Source organism: Bradyrhizobium sp. LB8.2 (assembly GCF_040548035.1).
GTDB lineage: Bacteria > Pseudomonadota > Alphaproteobacteria > Rhizobiales > Xanthobacteraceae > Bradyrhizobium.
This window is the reverse complement of record NZ_JBEPQV010000004.1, coordinates 304369-322148: the sequence shown is the minus strand read 5'-3', so window position 1 is coordinate 322148 and position 17780 is coordinate 304369. Positions and strand designations below refer to the sequence as shown.

Annotated in this window: 19 protein-coding genes and 1 pseudogene; 14 read left to right on the top strand and 6 right to left on the bottom strand. The window is 63.8% G+C overall.

Annotation, left to right across the window (positions count from 1 at the left end; genetic code table 11):
* Positions 1–10: 10 nt before the first annotated feature.
* Together ABIB06_RS07865 and ABIB06_RS07860 are read right to left on the bottom strand one after the other, a co-directional pair.
* Entirely contained in the window at positions 11–586 is a 576-nt protein-coding gene (locus ABIB06_RS07865) for a hypothetical protein (RefSeq protein WP_247348312.1), read from the bottom strand.
* A gap of 47 nt (positions 587–633) precedes the next feature.
* Positions 634–1161, bottom strand: coding sequence for a GcrA family cell cycle regulator (locus tag ABIB06_RS07860; RefSeq protein ID WP_354045167.1), 528 nt, complete (start codon positions 1159–1161; stop codon positions 634–636).
* 166 nt (positions 1162–1327) lie between these two features.
* On the opposite strand from ABIB06_RS07860, the gene ABIB06_RS07855 reads away from it, so the two are divergent.
* Both ABIB06_RS07855 and ABIB06_RS07850 read left to right on the top strand, forming a co-directional pair.
* Positions 1328–1936, top strand: a complete 609-nt coding sequence (locus ABIB06_RS07855; RefSeq protein WP_247348314.1) for a S24 family peptidase — start codon at positions 1328–1330, stop codon at positions 1934–1936.
* 98 nt (positions 1937–2034) lie between these two features.
* On the top strand, positions 2035–2310 hold the full coding sequence (locus ABIB06_RS07850; protein WP_247348315.1) for a hypothetical protein: 276 nt from the start codon (positions 2035–2037) through the stop codon (positions 2308–2310).
* Between the two features lie 138 nt (positions 2311–2448).
* Here the strand turns inward: ABIB06_RS07850 and ABIB06_RS07845 are convergent, their stop codons facing one another.
* A complete protein-coding gene (locus tag ABIB06_RS07845) occupies positions 2449–3423 on the bottom strand; it encodes a quinone oxidoreductase family protein (protein WP_354068672.1) in 975 nt (324 codons plus the stop codon).
* Between the two features lie 224 nt (positions 3424–3647).
* Between ABIB06_RS07845 and ABIB06_RS07840 the strand changes: the two genes are divergently transcribed.
* From ABIB06_RS07840 to ABIB06_RS07830, 3 genes are all read left to right on the top strand, one after another.
* The gene (locus ABIB06_RS07840) at positions 3648–3848 is read left to right on the top strand and encodes a hypothetical protein (protein ID WP_247443856.1); all 201 of its coding nucleotides are present in this window, start codon (positions 3648–3650) and stop codon (positions 3846–3848) included.
* Positions 3849–3995: 147 nt separating this feature from the next.
* Positions 3996–4943, top strand: coding sequence for an AAA family ATPase (locus ABIB06_RS07835; RefSeq protein WP_247348318.1), 948 nt, complete (start codon positions 3996–3998; stop codon positions 4941–4943).
* A gap of 5 nt (positions 4944–4948) precedes the next feature.
* Positions 4949–6325, top strand: a complete 1377-nt coding sequence (locus ABIB06_RS07830) for a vWA domain-containing protein (protein ID WP_354045172.1) — start codon at positions 4949–4951, stop codon at positions 6323–6325.
* Between the two features lie 20 nt (positions 6326–6345).
* Here the strand turns inward: ABIB06_RS07830 and ABIB06_RS07825 are convergent, their stop codons facing one another.
* Positions 6346–6528 carry a hypothetical protein gene (locus ABIB06_RS07825; protein ID WP_247348323.1) on the bottom strand — a complete coding sequence of 61 codons (183 nt, stop codon included), beginning with the start codon at positions 6526–6528 and terminating at the stop codon, positions 6346–6348.
* A 349-nt stretch (positions 6529–6877) separates the two neighbouring features.
* On the opposite strand from ABIB06_RS07825, the gene ABIB06_RS07820 reads away from it, so the two are divergent.
* From ABIB06_RS07820 to ABIB06_RS07810, 3 genes are all read left to right on the top strand, one after another.
* Entirely contained in the window at positions 6878–7099 is a 222-nt protein-coding gene (locus tag ABIB06_RS07820) for a hypothetical protein (protein WP_354045174.1), read from the top strand.
* Between the two features lie 44 nt (positions 7100–7143).
* Entirely contained in the window at positions 7144–7272 is a 129-nt protein-coding gene (locus tag ABIB06_RS07815) for a hypothetical protein (protein ID WP_354045176.1), read from the top strand.
* 85 nt (positions 7273–7357) lie between these two features.
* Positions 7358–8674, top strand: a complete 1317-nt coding sequence (locus tag ABIB06_RS07810; protein ID WP_354045178.1) for a dicarboxylate/amino acid:cation symporter — start codon at positions 7358–7360, stop codon at positions 8672–8674.
* Between the two features lie 9 nt (positions 8675–8683).
* On the opposite strand, the pseudogene ABIB06_RS07805 reads toward ABIB06_RS07810, so the two are convergent.
* Together ABIB06_RS07805 and ABIB06_RS07800 are read right to left on the bottom strand one after the other, a co-directional pair.
* Positions 8684–10057 (bottom strand): annotated as a pseudogene (locus tag ABIB06_RS07805) (hypothetical protein).
* 98 nt (positions 10058–10155) lie between these two features.
* Positions 10156–11415 (bottom strand): allantoate amidohydrolase, encoded by a 1260-nt coding sequence (locus ABIB06_RS07800; protein ID WP_354045594.1) that lies wholly within the window; start codon positions 11413–11415, stop codon positions 10156–10158.
* Between the two features lie 401 nt (positions 11416–11816).
* Here ABIB06_RS07800 and ABIB06_RS07795 point away from each other — a divergent pair, with 401 nt between their 5' ends.
* Genes ABIB06_RS07795 through ABIB06_RS07770 form a run of 6 tightly spaced genes read left to right on the top strand, consistent with a single transcriptional unit; the run spans position 11817 to position 17689 of the window.
* Positions 11817–12929, top strand: a complete 1113-nt coding sequence (locus tag ABIB06_RS07795; protein ID WP_354045182.1) for a BMP family ABC transporter substrate-binding protein — start codon at positions 11817–11819, stop codon at positions 12927–12929.
* Entirely contained in the window at positions 12926–14038 is a 1113-nt protein-coding gene (locus ABIB06_RS07790; RefSeq protein ID WP_354045184.1) for an ABC transporter permease, read from the top strand. The genes ABIB06_RS07795 and ABIB06_RS07790 overlap by 4 nt, the downstream gene beginning before the upstream one ends.
* Position 14039: 1 nt before the next feature.
* Positions 14040–14966 carry an ABC transporter permease gene (locus ABIB06_RS07785; RefSeq protein ID WP_354045186.1) on the top strand — a complete coding sequence of 309 codons (927 nt, stop codon included), beginning with the start codon at positions 14040–14042 and terminating at the stop codon, positions 14964–14966.
* Positions 14967–14977: 11 nt separating this feature from the next.
* A complete protein-coding gene (gene biuH / locus ABIB06_RS07780) occupies positions 14978–15661 on the top strand; it encodes a biuret amidohydrolase (protein WP_354045188.1) in 684 nt (227 codons plus the stop codon).
* A complete protein-coding gene (locus ABIB06_RS07775; RefSeq protein ID WP_354045190.1) occupies positions 15658–17190 on the top strand; it encodes an ABC transporter ATP-binding protein in 1533 nt (510 codons plus the stop codon). Before biuH ends, ABIB06_RS07775 begins: the two co-directional genes overlap by 4 nt.
* Positions 17191–17203: 13 nt before the next feature.
* Positions 17204–17689: a nucleoside deaminase gene (locus tag ABIB06_RS07770; protein ID WP_354045191.1), complete on the top strand. Its 486-nt coding sequence runs from the start codon at positions 17204–17206 to the stop codon at positions 17687–17689.
* The last annotated feature ends 91 nt before the right edge of the window (positions 17690–17780 follow it).

Sequence of the window (17780 nt, the reverse complement as noted above, 5' to 3'; positions counted from 1 at the left end):
CGTGCCGTTGTCATCCGCGCTGCCCTGCACGCTGTCTCCCCGTTTCCGTCGCAAAGCCATAGATCAGCGCCAGCCGGTCCAGGCATTCCCGAAAGCGCCGCGAAAAATAGTCGTTCCAGCGCTGGGTACGGACGGCGCGACGCTGGCCGATCTCGTCCATGGTCAGGCCCAGTACCAACACATCGTGCACCAGCGCGGCGCCGTCGGTGCCGAGTTCGCGCTCGACCCCGTTCAGACGCAGCACCGCCTGACGCTGGCTCTCGGTGACGGGCTCGCGCGTGCGCGCGCCATCGACATATTCGCGGGTCGGGTCCATCGCCTGAAGACCTCGCTCGGCCCTCTCCCAATCGTTCTGGAAGGCACGCCCGCCGCGAAATTGCGCCTCGTCAATCTGATGGTGCGCGTGCAGCCTGCCGAGCGGATCGCTGCGGATCGACCGCACGGCCATGATCTTCTCTCCGGGGTCGAGCGCCAGCGGATTATCGACCTCGACGTCCGCCACCTCCGCATTGAACGGTACCTCGCGCGAGCGCCGGTCGTAGATCTTCGCCAATTTGTAGGACCTGTTGCGTCGGACACGTGCCACTCGGATACTCCTTTGCGAAATTGACGATTGAACGGGCGGTCGCCAGGTCAGGCTGCGGAGACCAGCCTCAGCACGACCGGACCGGCGGCGCGGCCGGACCCCGCTCCAGAGCGGCGGGTCAGGCGCGCGTGCGGCGCGCAATAGCTCGAGCCCGGCTGGCGCGAATGGCCGCAGAAGGTAATCGCCTCCCCGTCTCTGTCGCCGCCGTAGGGATAGCGACAGTCGTCGCGATCGAGTTCGGCCAACGGAACCAGACGCGGCTGGACGCCGACGCAGCGCAGCTTGACCGGGGCGGCGGGCTTCATCGCGGATTTCGGCGGCAGGTTCAGTAACGTGGGACGGTGCGGGAGGATAAGACAGGCTCCGGACGGCAAAACCGGCACGATCGACGGACTCCTCATCGGTACCTTCACGACCAGCCCGAGCCGCTTGGCGCGGCCGACCACCGCATTGCGCGTGTAAGCCGTTCCAAACCTTGCGTTAATCTCCCTTCCGATCTCCGCATAAGACATTCCCTTGAGAAAATATTCGCGAAGCGCGTCGGAGTGCTCCGACGGCCAATGGCCCGGTTCCATGCTGCTGTCCTGTGATGCACCTCCTCCGATCGCACGATCGCGAGGCCGAGCGTACATTCCGTTATTCCGAAGTAAGTGTCAAGCGATAATTCTGATATTCATAATTGCATCAATTCCGAATTTCGGATTACAAGAGGCGGGACGATGGACAATCGAGGGAATCACCATGTTGGACGCTGCAATGATCGAGCGGGGCCTGGAAAAGACAGGCAAGAGCAAGGGCGGCCTGGCGGCAGCCATGGGCGTTCGGCCCGGCGCGGTCTCGGAGATCCTCGGCGGCGAACGCCTGGTGAAGGCCTCGGAAATCGTTCCGATCATGGAGTATCTCGAGCTCAATCTCGCGCCAATCATGGGCCGCGTCGGCGCCGGTGCCGTGATCGAGCCGGATTATGAGCAGGTTCCCCCGGAGGGACTCGGCGACATCGCGCTGCCCTTCCCGATCATGGAGGAGACCATCGCGTTCGAGATCGTGGGCGATTCGATGCTGCCCAAATACGAGAGCGGCGACGTGATCGTGGTCTACAAGGACCAGCGCCATCCGCTGTCGAGCTTCTACGGCGAAGAGGCCGTGGTCCGGCTCAAGTCCGGCGAGCGCTATCTGAAGACCATCGAGCGGGGCAAATCCCCCTCCGTCGTCAATCTCAGCAGCTTCAATGCCAAGCAGATCGTCGGCGTGAAACTGGAGTGGGTCGGCGAGATCTGCCTGTCCATGCCCAAGGGCCAGCTCGAGCGGTTGCGCGCCAAGTCGGCGCGCCCTCGCAAGAAGAGCAGGTAGGCGCCGACTTCCGATTTCTCGAAATATAACTTGACTTGATTCCGTTTTTCGGAAATACTCTGCCGTGCCCCGGCCGTCGGGCACGGCAGGATCGTTTCATGCAGTATTTCGTCGTGATGATCGACTATGGGCGGCGCGGCCGCGAGGCGGTGGTCGATCCTGAAATCACCAGGCGCGAGGTCATTTCCCGCGTCGCGTCAGGCGAATATCAGAACATCTCGTTCATCCACGAGATCGTGGAGAGTTCGGTCGAGGACGTGACCGAGGCGATCCTCGCCGAGGCTGTCCTGCCCCGGATCCCTCCCCAAGATATCGACCTCCAGGCGATCCGGCTCGATCACGCCCGCGATCTGCGCAAGCACGAGCGGACGTGACGCAGGCCTAGGGCCGTTTCCGTTCCGATCGAAGCGGACCGGCCCTAGATTCTTATTTTGACGCGTTTTCTTTGCGCGAACCGGAATCCACTTCGCTCGAAAACGCTCTGCCAGTCTGCGTCACAGCCCGGTCGGAGACTACACTGTCAGGACGGTCGAGCCCGTGGTCTTGCGCGCGGCGAGATCGGCATGCGCTTTGCCGGCGTCCTTCAGTGGATAGGTCTGGCGCACCTCGATCTTGACCGCGCCGGACTTGACGACGTCGAACAGCTCGCCTGCCATCGCGACCAGGCTTTCACGCTTGGCGGCGTAGGTGAACAACGTCGGCCGGGTGACGTAGAGCGAGCCCTTCTGTGCGAGCAAGCCGAGATTGAGCGGCTCGACAGCGCCGGAGGATGCACCGAACAGCGCGGCGACGCCGAGCGGCGCGAGGCAGTCGAGTGACTTGAGGAACGTATCCTTGCCGACGGAGTCGTAAACCACCGGCACCTTCTTGCCGCCAGTGATCTCATCCACGCGCTTCACGAAATCCTCGCGCGTGTAGATGATGACATGATCGCAGCCATGCGCCTTGGCGAGCTTGGCCTTCTCGTCGTTGCTGACGGTGCCGATCACAGTCGCGCCGAGATGCTTGGCCCACTGGTTCAGGATCAGGCCGACGCCGCCGGCAGCCGCATGGAGCAGGATGGTGTCGCCGGCCTTCACGCGATAGGTCTGCCGGATCAGATATTGCGTGGTGAGCCCCTTCAGCATCATCGCCGCGGCGGTCTTGTCGTCGACGCCGTCGGGCAGCTTCAGCAGCCGGTCGGCGGGAATCAACCGCGCCTCCGAATAAGCCCCGAGCGGCGAGGCGCCATAGGCGACGCGATCGCCCGGCTTCAGATCGGTGACACCCGAGCCCACTTCCTCGACGACACCGGCCCCCTCGCTGCCGAGACCGCTCGGCAATTGCACGGGGTACACACCGGAGCGGTTGTAGATGTCGACAAAATTGAGACCGACCGCAGTGTGCCGGATGCGTGCTTCGCCAGGTCCGGGCTTGCCGACGCTGACTTCCTCCCAGACCAGGACTTCCGGACCACCAGTCTGGTGAAAGCGAATGGCATGTGTCATGGGCGTTGCTCCCTTATCGTTGAGGTAAAAGTCCGAATACCGGATCGGCCCTTTGAAATAGGCATTTAGTCCGCCCGTCACAGTACCGAGACGTAACAAGAATGTCACAGCGAACGACAAACCTCCGCCGTTCTGTCTCTGTTCGAAAGAGTTGATGTCAGCCTTGCGCCGACCAGCAGTAGCCTTTGCGCGGGTTTGGTGGTCGCCTGCGAAGGAGAGCCGAGATGCCAGCTTATGTACAGCATCATCAGGATATGGAAATCGCGCCTGTGATCTGCCCTGCTTGCATGGGGTTCCTGCCGATGTATGTGCGCGAGGTTGAACCGCATTGGAGCCTTGCCAAGATCGACTTCGTCTATGAATGCGCCGATTGCGGCGCCGAGGTCAGACAGACCATCCGCAAGCCGGAGTTGCTGCGGCACTGATCGCGCGGCCGGTGGGCCGTTCAACTATTTGCGTTGAGCGGAAAATACGTCCGTACGCGCGGGTCTGGCCCCTCCCAAACGAGGCTTGTTCTTTGCCGGGAACACAGGCAGAACAAGCCTCAAGCAAGACCTTTGGGAGCGCCTTTCGTGGCTGAACAGAAGGCCTCGACCGCGATCGAGGCAGTGGAGAGCGGCCTCGCCGCGCAAGGCTACATCGCGAGCCGGCAGATCGCGACCGCCGTCTATTTGTCGCAACAGATCGAAAAGCCGATTCTAGTCGAAGGCCCTGCAGGCGTCGGCAAGACCGAGCTGGCCAAGGCGATCGCGGCCTGGCGCGGCCTGAAGATGATCCGCTTGCAATGCTATGAAGGCCTCGACGAGGCCAAGGCGCTCTACGAGTGGAAATACGCCAAGCAGCTTCTTTACACACAGATCCTGAAGGACAAGCTCGGCGAAGTCCTCGGCGGCGCGCAGACGCTGCACGACGCGCTCGCCCAGCTTCACGATTTCGGAGACGTGTTCTTCTCCAAGGAATTCGTCGAACCGCGGCCGCTGCTGCAAGCGCTGGAGCAGCCCGGCGGCTGCGTGCTCCTGATCGACGAGATCGACAAGTCGGATGCGGAATTCGAATCGCTGCTGCTGGAGATCCTCTCCGACTTCCAGGTCACGATCCCCGAGCTCGGCACCGTCTCTGCGATCACGCCGCCGACGGTGATCCTCACCTCCAACAGCGAGCGGGATCTCGGCGACGCTCTCAAGCGGCGCTGCCTGCATCTGCATATCGGCTTCCCCGAGCAGCGGCTCGAGGAGCGCATCGTCGAGAGCCGCGTCCCCGGCATCTCGCAGACGCTGCGGCGGCAGATGGTCGGCTTCATCCACGAGATTCGCTCGCTCGACCTCAAGAAGCTGCCGTCGGTCAGTGAGACCATCGACTGGGCGCGCGTGCTGGTTCTGCTCCAGGCTTCCGAGCTCGACACCGACATAGTCAAGGACACGCTCAACGTGCTCCTGAAATACGAGGCCGACATCGAGGCGGCTCAGCCTCAGATAACGACCTTCATTGCCAAGGCAGCACGATCCAACGTCTTCGGTTGACGCCGATGCGCGAGAACCTCCATCGTTTCTTCCGTGCGGCACGCGGCGTCGGCGTCCATGTCTCGCCCGCCGAAAGCATCGATGCGATGCGCGCGGTCACGCAGGTCGGCGTTTCAGACCGGACCATCCTGCGCGACGCGCTGCTCCTGACGCTTGCCAAATCGCAGGACGAAAAGCTCGCGCTCGGCGACTGTTTTGATCTGTTCTTCAGCCAGCCGGAGCCGCGGCAGAATCAGCCCGAGGCCGACAGCGAGGACGCTTCGGAGGACACGGATCGATCGCCCTCCTCCAGCCCGGCCAGCGAAGCGGGCGAAGGTCAGCCTTCCGAGGGATTGGGACCGCTCGCGCAGATGCTGCTGTCGCAGGATCGCAACGCGATCGCAGCCGCGATCGCCAGCGCCTCAGGCGCGGCCTCTCTGTCCGAGATCCGCTACTCCACCCAGCGCGGCATCTTCTCCAGCCGCATCCTCGACGCCATGGGGCTCCAGCGGCTGCGCGACGATCTCGACGAGCTGACCGCGACCAACCCGGCGCTGGCAGAGCGACTTCGCTCCGCGCTCGACGCCCTGCGAGAAGCCGTCCGCGACACCGTCGCGCAGGGGCTTGCGCTCTATGCCCGCGAGGAGGCTGAAAACCTCCGCAACGAGATTCTGCGCAACGCGCCGCTTGCCCGCATTGAGCGGCGCCATGTCGCGGAGATGCGCGCTCTCATCCGCCAGATCGCGCGGCGTCTGCGCGAGCGCTATTCGAAACCGCGCAAGCGCCAGCGCCGCGGTCATCTCGACGTCCGCCGCACTCTGCGCCGCAACGCCGCCTGGGGCGGCATCCCCTTCCTCACGGCGTGGAAGCGCAAGCATCGCGACCGGCCGAAGATCGTGGCGCTCTGCGACGTCTCCGGCTCGGTCGCGCAAGTCTCCGATTTCTTCCTGCTCCTGATCCACTCGCTGCACGAGGTGGTCGACGACGTCCATTCCTTCGCCTTCTCTTCGCATCTGATCGAAGTCAGCGACATCCTGGAATCGAGATCGCCGGAAGAGGCAATGGCCGAGATCATGTCCAAGGTGGGCTTCGGCTCCTCCGACTACGGCTCGTCGCTGGTCGATTTCGAGAAGGAGTTCATGAGCACGTTGACACCGCAGACCACGGTGATCGTGCTCGGCGATGCCCGCAGCAATAATCTCGACCCACGCGCCGACATCCTGCGCCGCATCTCCGAACGATCCAAGCGCCTGGTGTGGCTCAATCCCGAAGGACGTCTCGCCTGGGGCTTTGGCGATTCCGAGATGCCGCGCTACGCGACCTTCTGCAGTGTGGTGCGCCAGTGCGCCACCGCGCAGCAGCTCGAGCGCGCGGTGTCCGATATCGTGGCGACTTATCAGTAGGCTTTACGCCACGGCCGACGTCAGTTTCGCGCAAACTCCGTCGGAGCCAAATTGCACTCCCGGAAATGATAGGCGATTTCATCAAGTGCGCGCTGCTCCCATTCCTGGGCTTGCGCAAGCCAGAAAACCCGGCGCTCGAAATCAAGGGCGGCGCGCTCCCGGCACAGGGATTCTTGACTGCGAATTTCGACCAGCCTGATCATGCACTCCACTCCTGCCGTGTGAAGCCGTTCCCCGCGAATCAGCGTAGCAGCATCTCGAGCGTTTCGTCTCATGATTTCCATGCATATCGCGACGCGGAATGGGACAGCAGCGCTTCCCGTGCAGCGCGGCATCTCCTCGCCACATCAAGCCCGCTTCATCAATATGTGATCGAGGCCCCGGGAAGATGTTCGTGATCGAGCGATCTTAATTCTTATGGCGCAACGACATGCGGCAATTTGTGAAGAGGAGTTCTAAACACCTCACCGAATTCCCGACTCATTGTCGTCGCACGGTCTTCACGCAGCGCCGCTAACAGGGTGAGCGAACGGTACTATCGCTTGAGGCAACATGAGCAACGACATCGACTTCGATCTTTCGCCGGACCAATGGGAAGTTCTGAAAGCGCTCCGCAATCCGCCGTCGCGCGGTCGCCTCACGAAGACCCATGTCGTCGAAGGCCTTATCAAGCTCGGCCTTGTCGCGATCAGGGACGGCGTTCCCGAGATGACATTGACAGGACGCAAGGTACTGGTGCGCGGATCATGCCGCCTGCTGGATCTCGTGGCGTAATATCGCGCGCGCAACGACGCGGCGCGAGGACGGCAAGCAGGCCGATGCGGGAGCTGATCAGGAACGGGTTTGGCGAGCTGAACAAATCGCCTGTCAACGAGACCGACGGCGCCTCGAACGGTTTCACGCTGCCGATCCGGCTGTTCGGTAGCTCCGCGAAAGCGGCGGGATAGTCCTCCTCCCAGCGAGACGCGCGACAATCTGGCACGGTTGTTGCTCCCTTTGACGTCGAAGACGCGTCAAACCGGGGAATCCAGCATGTCGACCATCACCGCAGCATCCGCCGCCGAGCCGAAGCCGCTCTACACATCGCTATTCGTCCAGGTCCTGGCGGCCTTGATCCTTGGCATGATCCTCGGCGTAGCCGTTCCCGACTTCGGTATCAGCCTCAAGATCCTGAGCGACGCCTTCCTGAAGCTGATCTCGATGATCGTGGCGCCGATCGTGTTCTGCGTCGTCGTGCACGGAATTGCCGGCGCCGGCGACCTCAAGAAGGTCGGCCGGGTCGGCGTCAAGGCGCTGCTCTATTTCGAGGTGATGACGACCGTCGCACTCGTCGTCGGCCTGCTGCTCGCTTACCTCTTCGGCCCCGGCCATGGCATGAACATCGACCCTTCGACGCTCGATGCCAAGGCGCTCAACACCTACGCCGACAACGCCCACAAGCTGCAGGGCGGCGGCATCGGGTCCTTCCTGCTCAACGTGATCCCGAGCACCTCGTTCGACGCCTTGTCGCGCAACGACGTGCTCCAGGTCCTCTTCTTCGCCGTGCTGTTCGGTGTCGGCCTCGCGCTGGTCGGCGGCGAGAAGGGCAAGCTCGTGACCTCCATCATCGATGCCGCCTCGACCGTGCTGTTCCGCGTCATGGGGCTCATCGTTCGTGTCGCCCCACTTGGCGTGCTCGGCGCGGTCGCCTACACCGTCGGAAAATACGGAATCGGCTCGCTGAAGCAGCTCGTCTCACTGGTGGCGCTGTTCTACGTCTCGGTCGGCATCTTCGTGCTGGGCGTGCTCGGTGGCGTCATGGCGCTCGCCGGCATCAACATCCTCAAATTCCTCGCCTACCTGCGCGAGGAGCTCATGATCGTGCTCGCCACCGCGTCCTCCGACGCCGTGCTGCCGCAGATCATGAAGAAGCTGGAGCGGATGGGCGTGAAGGATTCCGTCGTCGGCCTCGTCATCCCGACCGGATATTCCTTCAATCTCGACGCGTTCTCGATCTACCTGACGCTCGCGGTCGTCTTCATCGCGCAGGCGACCAACACGCCGCTGTCCTTCGGCGATCTGCTGCTGGTGCTCGGTGTCTCCCTGATCACGTCGAAAGGCGCGCACGGCGTGCCGGGCTCGGCGATCGTGATTCTGGCGGCGACGCTCAACGCGGTGCCGAGCATTCCGGCGATTGGCCTTGTGCTGGTGTTGTCAGTCGACTGGTTCATCGGCATGGCCCGCGCGGTAGGCAACCTCACCGGCAACTGCGTCGCCACCGTGGTGGTGGCCGCCTGGGAAGGCGACCTCGATCGCGCCAAGGCGGCCAAGGTGCTGGACGGCGGCGAGCTGGTGGACGTGACGGCGTGATAGCGCGGATCAATCATTCCAATGGAGGAGCGGCGTTCCATACGCCCTCCTCCAGACCGACAGGAACCGCGGAAACCAGGAGTGGGCCACCGCACCCTTGTAGGCCCAGGTGCGATATTTCAGGCCCTGCTCCGAGATCAGTTCCTGATAGCCGCCGTGGATTTCGGTCGCAGTGCGAATGTCCTTTAGAATTCACTGGGCGCAGGAACGGTAGATCTCGTCGCCGGAGAATTCATCGGAGTCCAGCATGCGATCCGCGAACTCGACGTTGAACGTCGGCCAGAAGGACCGTCCCTGGTAGGCGGGAGCCGCAATCTTGTGGATCATCTTGTTCCGCGGATTATCCGCGGACACCAGGAAATGGAACGTGCTGGGGATGCGAAAGCGCGGCTCCGCAATGATCAGATCCGCCGTGGCCGCGAACAGCGCGCGCTCGCCCGGCTCGCTCATATCCCAGAAGCCGCGATGGACACTGACGAAATCCAGCGCGACCGAAGCCACCGGTGAGCCCGTCGGGCCATCCAGGGAATGCCTGATATAGCCGCCCTTGCCGAACAGGCGGAGCAGGTCCCGCTTGTACTGCGCCAAGTCGCGCCCGAGCAGCCGCTTCAGTTCGTTCTCGTCGACGATTCCGAGCTGCACGCCCCATACGAACGTCGTGTAGACGCAGGCATTGGTGACAAAACGCCTGCGCTCGGCGCGCGTGTCCGTCGCGGCGGAACGAGGAGCGCTGGCGTCGCACAGCAAATAGCTGGTGCCGCCATCATTGAACGGCTCGAGCTCGCTTGCGAGCTGGAGGAGCGCGCGCTTCAAATCGCCGTAATATTCCTCCAGCAGCAGATGGCCGGCGTGCGCGCATTGTGACATCGCCAGATAGGATGACGCTCTCTTGTCGGCACTGATCATCTGCTGCAGGCCGGCCAAAATGCCGAGCAGCGTATCCGAGGGGCGCGAGAAATAATTCACGCCGAGATACCGGGCGCGCCCTGCCGGGACGATGGTGGTCGTGATGACGTTGGCGCGAACCGCCTCCAGTAGCAGGCGCACGCTCCTTTCGAGCAGACGTGCCCGCCGCACCGCGTCCTGCGGATCCATGATGGTTTCGGGGTCGAGAACGTCGGGATAGAACCAGGCGAAGTCGCGCGGATAGTACGCGGAGGCGTGCGGCGCGCCCGTGACGAGGAATGCTTCGGTCACCGCGAAGGCGCTGTCCATCGAGTGCCGGTAAAGGTCCTCGATGGCCGTGAACGGATGATGTGACTTTCGCAGGAATCGATCGCCGAGAAAATTCACGGCCTGAAGCGCGTTGGCGACGAAGGTCGCCGCCCGACCCTGATAAAATCGGTTCTCGCGACGGGATGGAAAAGAGATGTCGCTGTTCATATGCGGCGTGGAATGGTGTCTCGTGGTGGCGGCGGTAGGCCGTCACGCTTCCGGACCTGCCTGATTCGTGTCTCTATCCCGTGACTTGCGGCCTCAACTTACCCTTCCCGCGGCTGAAAATTCTCAATCACCCGCAGCAACACCCGCGCGCCGGCGTCGGCATCGGCGGGCTCGACATGCTCGTCCGGGTGATGGCTGATACCGCCGCGGCAGCGGACGAAGATCATGCCGACATCGGCAATGTCGATCATGGCCATGCCGTCGTGCCCCGCCCCGCTCGGGAGCTCGAACACGGAAAACCCTTCCGCATGGATCGCCTGCGCGATCTGGCCCTTGAGCCAGGGCGCGCAAGGCGCGGTGCGGTTCTCGTGGGTGACGTCGAGCTGAAGCGTCAGTTGGCGGCGCTTTGCGATCGCTTCGATCTGACGGACGATGTCGGCCACCGCGCGCTTGCGATGCATGTCGGTCGGCGCCCGCATGTCGATGGTGAAGGACACCTCGCCCGGAATGACGTTGGTCGCGCCGGGCCTCGCCTGGATGTCACCGACAGTGCCGACCAGGCCGCTCGCGTCGGTCCGGCAGAATTGCTCGATCGCGCCGATGCATTCGGCAGCACCAGTGAGCGCGTCACGGCGCAGCGCCATCGGCACGGTGCCCGCGTGACCGGCCATGCCGGTCAGGCGCGCGGCAAGCCGTGTCGCGCCCGCAATCGCGGTGACGACACCGACGGGCAGGTTTTGCGCTTCCAGCACGGGCCCCTGCTCGATGTGCAGCTCGAGATAGGCGAGCAGTTCGCGCCGTGCCCGCGCAGCCGCGCCGATGTGATCGGGATCGAGCCCGAACGAAACGAGCGCATCGCGCATCGACACGCCATCGCGGTCGCGTGTATTCAGAACATTCTCGTCAAATGTGCCAGCGACCGCACGGCTGCCGAGCAAGGTCGAAGCGAAGCGCACCCCCTCCTCATCCGCGAAACCGACGATTTCGATCGCGAATGGCAGGCGCCTGCCGCGGCGGTTGAGATCGGCGACGCAGGCGATCGCAGTGATTACGCCCAGCGGCCCGTCCCATTTGCCGGCATCGCGCACGGTATCGTAGTGCGAGCCAAGCATCAGACAAGGCGCGCCCGGCCGCTCCCCTTCGTAGCGCCCGCAGACATTGCCGATCGCATCGAGACGCGCACTCATGCCGGCCTCGCGCATCCAGCTTAGGATCAGATCCGCGGCCTTGCGCAGCTCGCTGGTCAGATAGATGCGGGTAAGTTTGTCGCCCTCTTCCGAGATCGCGGCGAGCTCGTTGATCCCTCGCACGATCGCTTTGCCGAACGATGCATTCTGAACGGCGTTACCAGCAGCCATCTCGGCGAGCTTTCCATCTCTTGGGACCGCGGCAACGGCGGTCCTGGCGGCAATCGATACAAGTTCGGTGCCAGCGAAAATCACGGGCGCAGTCCTGATCCGCGCGTGGGGTAGCATGAATGAGGGTAGCCGGCAGACCGTAGCTCCCGTCGTGCACACGCGCGAGCTGGTCGGTCTGCTTAACTCCATTGCATACAACAGACAGATATTGCCTATAAAGTAATCTGCCGATTTTCTCGGCAAGATCCTTCAAACTAAAAAATATTATATTTTTCCATAGCTTACGATAATTTGCCCGCTTCCCGACCTCTGGCATGAAGCTTGCGACATCTTGTTCCGGGCTCCGCCAACCCGGCGCAGCCGCGAGATCGAGGCGGTCAATCCGTCAAGGGGAGCAGGCAATGGAATTTGGCAGGATCTCACGACGTCATTTGTTGCAGGGCGGTGCGGCCCTCACCCTCGGGGCGGCGGCAGGCATCCGCCCGGCCTTCGCTGCCGAGACGACCATCGGCTTCATCTATGTCGGCTCGCGCGACGACTATGGCTACAATCAGGCGCATGCCCAGGGCGCTGCGGCATTGAAGAAGATTCCCGGCCTCAAGGTCGTGGAAGAAGAGAAGGTGCCTGAGACCGACGCGGTCGAGAAGACGCTCGAGTCCATGATCAATCTCGACGGCGCCACCCTGCTCTTCCCGACCTCGTTCGGCTATTACAATCCGCACACGGTCAAGATGGCCAACAAGTTCCCGAAGCTTCGCTTCGAGCACTGCGGCGGCCTCTGGAGCGACAAGGACCCGAAGAACGCCGGCAGCTATTTCGGCTATATCGACGAAGCCCAGTACATCTCGGGCATCATCGCCGGCTATAGCTCCAAGAGCGGAAAGCTCGGCTTCGTCGCCGCAAAACCGATCCCGCAGGTGCTGCGCAACATCAACGCCTTCGCACTCGGCGCCAGGCTCGCCAACCCAAAGGCGACGACGCAGGTGATCTTTACCGGCGACTGGTCGATGCCGGTCAAGGAAGCCGAAGCCACCAACAGCCTGATCGACCAGGGCGTCGACGTACTGACCTGCCACGTCGACGGTCCCAAGACCATGGTCGAGAACGCCGCGCGCCGCGGCGCCATGGTCTGCGGCTACCACGTCAACCAGTCGCCGCTCGCGCCGAAGGCCTACCTGACCGGCGCCGAGTGGAACTGGGAGGCGCTCTATCCGAAGTTCGTCAAGATGATCGCCGCCGGCGAGAGCATCCCAAACTTCTATCGTGGCGGCCTCAAGGAAGAGATCGTCAAGACCTCGCCCTATGGCGAAGCGGTCTCCGCCGAAGCGCGCAAGCACGCCGACGAGGTCAAGGCCAAGTTCTTGTCCGGCGACGGCTACGCCATCTTCAAGGGAGGCCTGGTCGATAACAAGGGCAAGACGGTAATCGCGGCCGGCACCGATCGCGGCCAGAAGGATCCCGAGCTGGAGAAGATGGACTATCTCGTGGAGGGCGTGGTCGGAGCGACTTCGTGACAGCGGAGGCGGCGGATTCCACTGAAACGGTCGGGACTGTTGCCCCGGCCGCCGATCCGGGATTCCTCCAACGTCACGGCGGAGCGATCGAATATGTCCTGATCCCGGGCGCGGCGCTGGCCGGCGCGCTCGCGGTCTTCGGCATCTTCGTCGCGATGTTCGGCAAGAACCCGCTCGACCTCTATTTCTACATGTACTACGGCGCGTTCGGCACCTGGTTCTCATGGCAGAACACGTTGACGCGCGCGGCGCCGCTGATCCTCACCGCGCTCTGCACGGCGCTTCCCGCGCAGCTCGGCATGGTCATCATCGGCGGCGAAGGCGCGCTGCTGATCGGCGCGCTTTCGGCAACCAGCGCAGCACTGCTGTTTCAGGGCATGGCGCCGCTCATCGTGCAGATCGCCATGGTCATCGGCGGCGTCATCGGCGGTGGCTTGTGGATCATGCTGGCGGGCGCGCTACGGCAGTACCGCGGCGTCAACGAGACCATATCGAGCCTGCTGCTCGTTTACATCGCGCTCGCGGTCCTCAACCATCTCGTCGAAGGCGCGATGCGCGACCCCGCCAGCCTCAACAAGCCCTCGACCCGCGAGATCGGCGCGGCCAACATGATCGGCTCCATTCCCGGTACCGACGTGCATTGGGGCCTCGTGTTCGGCCTGATCGCCGCGGTCGCCGCCTACATCCTGATCTATCACACCGTGTTCGGCTTCGCCGCGCGCGTCGCCGGCGGCAACATCCGCGCCGCGAGGATCGTCGGCCTCAATGTCAGCAAGCTGATCCTGACTATCTGCTTCCTCGCCGGCGGCGCCGCGGGCCTTGCCGGCATGGTCGAGGTTGCCGCCGTGCAGGGACGCGCCAACGCCAATCTGGCCGCGGGCTACGGCTTCACCGGCATTCTCGTCGCCTTCCTGGCGCGGCAAAATCCGCTCGCCATCATCCCCGTCGCGATCCTGCTCGGTGGCATCAGCGCCAGCGGCGGGCTGTTGCAGCGCCGGCTCGGATTGCCGGATGCGTCCGTGCTGGTGCTGCAAGGCATCATCTTCGTCTTCGTGCTGGGCAGCGATGCGCTCTACGGCCGCATCGGATTTCTGAAGGGAAAGTCGTGAAATGGCAGACGGCTCGATCGGACTCTGGACCGTCCCGCTCGCCGTGCTCGGCGGCGCCATTCGCGTCTCGACGCCGTTCCTGTTCGTGAGCCTGGGCGAATGCATCACCGAGCGCTCCGGCCGCATCAATCTCGGCCTTGAGGGCACGCTGGTGATGGGTGCGATGAGCGCCTATGGCATTTCCTACCTCACGGGATCGCCGTGGCTGGGTGTGCTCGCCGCCGGCATCACCGGCGCATTGCTGGGAGCATTGCACGCCGGCATCTGCTCGCTGCCGCGCGTCAACGACATTGCCGTCGGCATCGCCTTGATGCTGTTCGGCACCGGGCTCGCCTTCTATCTCGGCAAGCCGCTGATCGAACCGACCGCGCCGCGGCTGCCAGCGATCGATTTCGGCTGGTGGAGCGATATCCCGCAGCTTCGCGCCGCGCTCCGCATCAATGTGATGTTCCTGATCGGCGTGGCGCTGGCCCCGATCCTATACTGGGCCTTCCGCACCACGCGCTGGGGTCTGTTGATCCGCACCGCCGGCGAAAGCTCGGATGCCGCACGTGCCATGGGCTACTCGGTGCTGCTGATCCGCCTGCGCGCGACGATGGTCGGCGGTTTCCTCGCCGGCATCGGCGGGTCATTCCTGTCATTGTTCTATCCCGGAAGCTGGAACGAGGGCCTGTCCTCGGGCCAGGGCATCACGGCCGTGGCGCTCGTGATCTTCGCGCGGTGGGACCCCTTGCTGTGTCTCTGGGCCTCGCTCGCCTTCGGCGGCGCCGCGGCGCTGGGACCGGCGTTGCAATCGGTCGGCGTTACCTCCGGCTATCACCTCTTCAACGCAGCACCCTACATCCTGACACTGGCGATCATGATCATCACCTGCTCGCCGAAGCGAACGCTGACCGGAGTCCCGGCCGAATTGTCGATCACCCGCTAGGAAGCGAAATCATGCCCGAGCGCACCATCAAGTCCGAGCCCTATGCCTGGCCGTACAACGGCGATCTCCGCCCCGAGAACACCGCGCTCATCATCATCGACATGCAGACCGATTTCTGCGGCATCGGCGGTTATGTCGACAAGATGGGCTATGACCTCTCACTGACGCGGGCGCCGATCGAGCCGATCAAGAAGCTGCTCGCGGCGATGCGTGCCCAAGGCTTTCATATCATCCATACACGCGAAGGCCATCGTCCCGATCTCTCTGATCTTCCCGCCAACAAGCGCTGGCGCTCGCGCCAGATCGGCGCCGGCATCGGCGATCCCGGCCCCTGCGGCCGCATCCTGGTACGCGGTGAGCCCGGCTGGGACATCATCCCGGAGCTCGCGCCCCTCCCCGGAGAACCCATCATCGATAAGCCCGGCAAGGGCTCGTTCTGCGCCACCGACCTGGAGCTGATCCTGCGCGTGCGCGGCATCGAGAATATCGTGCTGACAGGGATTACCACCGACGTCTGCGTTCACACCACCATGCGCGAGGCCAACGACCGCGGCTTCGAATGCGTGCTGCTGCACGATTGCTGCGGTGCGACCGACAGGAGCAACCACGAGCACGCGCTGAAGATGATCAAGATGCAGGGCGGCGTGTTTGGCGCGGTCTCGACGTCAGACGCCTTCATAGGAACGATTTCGTGATCATCGGCGAAACGCCACCGCCGTCAGGCGCCTTCGGTGTCGACGCGATCGCCATGACCATGCGCTTCGGTGATTTCCTGGCGCTGGACAATGTCGCGCTGAAGGTCCGGCCGGGTTCGTTCCATGCGCTGCTGGGCGAGAACGGCGCCGGCAAGTCGACGCTCGTCAAATGCATCATGGGTTACTATCACGCCACCGAGGGCGACATCCTCGTCGGGGAGCGCGAGCAGGCGATCGGCAATCCGAAGGACGCCCACGCGCTCGGCCTCGGCATGGTCTACCAGCATTTTACGCTGGTGCCGGCGATGACGGTCGCCGAAAATCTGGTGCTGGCGCGCGACGACGTACCGGCCGTGGTGAACTGGCCGAAGGAAATGAAGGAGCTCGAGGCCTTTCTGGCCCGCATGCCGTTCAAGGTACCGCTCGGCGCAAAAGTCTCCGCCATCTCGGCCGGCGAACGCCAAAAATGCGAGATCCTCAAGCAGCTCTACCTGAAGCGCCGCTTCCTGATCCTGGACGAGCCGACCTCAGTGCTGACGCCCGCGGAAGCCGACGAAGTGCTCGGCATGCTCCGCGACATGGTCGTCAAGGGCGAGCTGACCATCCTGATGATCACGCACAAGTTCCGCGAGGTCATGGCCTTCGCCGACGACGTCACGATCCTGCGCCGCGGCAAACTCGCCGGAGCGGGCAAGGTTTCCGAGCTGACGCCGGACGCGATGGCGCGCACCATGATCGGCGCCGAGGAGCTGACGATACAGCCGCCGCGCACCGGTGAGGCCGGCAAGGCGAGGCTGGAACTGGCGGAGCTGCGCGCGCTCGACGACGCCGGCGCCATCGCTGTGCACGACGTCTCGCTCACGGTCCGTGCCGGCGAGATCGTCGGCATCGCCGGCGTCTCCGGCAACGGCCAGCGCCAGCTGGTCGAGGTGCTGGCCGGCCAGCGCGAAGCCGAGAACGGCGAGATCCGCGTCGCTGGCGATCCCTATCGCGCCAGCCGCGAGGAGATGCGCCGCCACAAGATGTCGCTCCTGCCCGAGGAGCCGCTGAAGAACGCCTGCGTCGGCGGCATGAGCGTCGCCGACAACATCGCTTTTCGCGAGTTCGACCGCGCGCCGTTCGCCAGCGGCGGCTGGTGGCTTAACCGCGGCGCCTTTCGCGACGACGCCAGGAAGAAGATAGCCCAGTACAAGATCAAGACCCGCACGCCGGAGACGCCGATCTCGGCGCTGTCGGGCGGCAACGTCCAGCGCGCCGTGCTGGCCCGCGAGCTCGGCAGCAAGGTCGAAGTACTGATAGCGGCCAATCCCTGTTTCGGGCTCGACTTCGCCGCGGTGGCGCAGATCCATGCCGAGATCATGGCCGCGCGCAATCGCGGCGCCGCTGTGCTGCTGGTCAGCGAGGATCTCGACGAACTGCTGGAACTCTCCGACCGGCTGGTGGTGATGTTCCACGGCGAATTCGTGTATGAAGCACGGACCAGCGAGGCCGATCTCACCGTAGTCGGCCGACACATGGCGGGGCATTGACCAGGGAAGAGCGATGAGCGGCGCATCCGAGCGCGACGAACATTTCCTCCGCCTTTCGTTTGCGGTCGCCCGCCGTTCCCTCACCCATGGCAACCATCCCTTCGGCTGCGTCGTCGTCGATGCCGACGGCAAGGTGCTGATCGAGACCGAGAACGGCTACATGCCGAATCACGATGGCACCACGCATGCCGAGCGTCTCGCGGCGACGCAGGCCTGCCGTACGCTCGGCCGCGAGGTGCTGGCGAAGGCCACGCTCTACTCCTCCGCAGAGCCCTGTGCGATGTGCGCCGGCGCGATCTACTGGGCCGGCATCAGCCGTGTGGTCTATGGCCTCAGCGAGCACCGCCTGCGCGGCATCACCGGCGACCATCCCGAGAACCCGACACTCGACCTGCCCTGCCGCGAGGTCTTTGCCAGCGGGCAACGGCCGACGGAGGTTGTGGGGCCACTGCTCGAAGACGAGGCCGAAGCGCTGCACGACGGCGTGTGGACGAAGTAGCAAACAAGAGTTCAACTTCGTTGGGGGCTTACGCCAGCGGACTGCGCTTCGCGCAGCCGCGTGCTAACTAATCCACCCTACTTGCCTTATC

Coding starts and splice junctions, on each gene's coding strand:
- ABIB06_RS07860 (WP_354045167.1), bottom strand. CDS start 1,161: ATGGAACCGGGCCATTGGCCGTCGGAGCACTCCGACGCGCTTCGCGAA.
- ABIB06_RS07855 (WP_247348314.1), top strand. CDS start 1,328: ATGTTGGACGCTGCAATGATCGAGCGGGGCCTGGAAAAGACAGGCAAG.
- ABIB06_RS07850 (WP_247348315.1), top strand. CDS start 2,035: ATGCAGTATTTCGTCGTGATGATCGACTATGGGCGGCGCGGCCGCGAG.
- ABIB06_RS07845 (WP_354068672.1), bottom strand. CDS start 3,423: ATGACACATGCCATTCGCTTTCACCAGACTGGTGGTCCGGAAGTCCTG.
- ABIB06_RS07840 (WP_247443856.1), top strand. CDS start 3,648: ATGCCAGCTTATGTACAGCATCATCAGGATATGGAAATCGCGCCTGTG.
- ABIB06_RS07830 (WP_354045172.1), top strand. CDS start 4,949: ATGCGCGAGAACCTCCATCGTTTCTTCCGTGCGGCACGCGGCGTCGGC.
- ABIB06_RS07825 (WP_247348323.1), bottom strand. CDS start 6,528: ATGATCAGGCTGGTCGAAATTCGCAGTCAAGAATCCCTGTGCCGGGAG.
- ABIB06_RS07820 (WP_354045174.1), top strand. CDS start 6,878: ATGAGCAACGACATCGACTTCGATCTTTCGCCGGACCAATGGGAAGTT.
- ABIB06_RS07815 (WP_354045176.1), top strand. CDS start 7,144: ATGCGGGAGCTGATCAGGAACGGGTTTGGCGAGCTGAACAAATCGCCT.
- ABIB06_RS07810 (WP_354045178.1), top strand. CDS start 7,358: ATGTCGACCATCACCGCAGCATCCGCCGCCGAGCCGAAGCCGCTCTAC.
- ABIB06_RS07800 (WP_354045594.1), bottom strand. CDS start 11,415: ATGGCTGCTGGTAACGCCGTTCAGAATGCATCGTTCGGCAAAGCGATC.
- ABIB06_RS07795 (WP_354045182.1), top strand. CDS start 11,817: ATGGAATTTGGCAGGATCTCACGACGTCATTTGTTGCAGGGCGGTGCG.
- ABIB06_RS07785 (WP_354045186.1), top strand. CDS start 14,040: ATGGCAGACGGCTCGATCGGACTCTGGACCGTCCCGCTCGCCGTGCTC.
- biuH (WP_354045188.1), top strand. CDS start 14,978: ATGCCCGAGCGCACCATCAAGTCCGAGCCCTATGCCTGGCCGTACAAC.
- ABIB06_RS07770 (WP_354045191.1), top strand. CDS start 17,204: ATGAGCGGCGCATCCGAGCGCGACGAACATTTCCTCCGCCTTTCGTTT.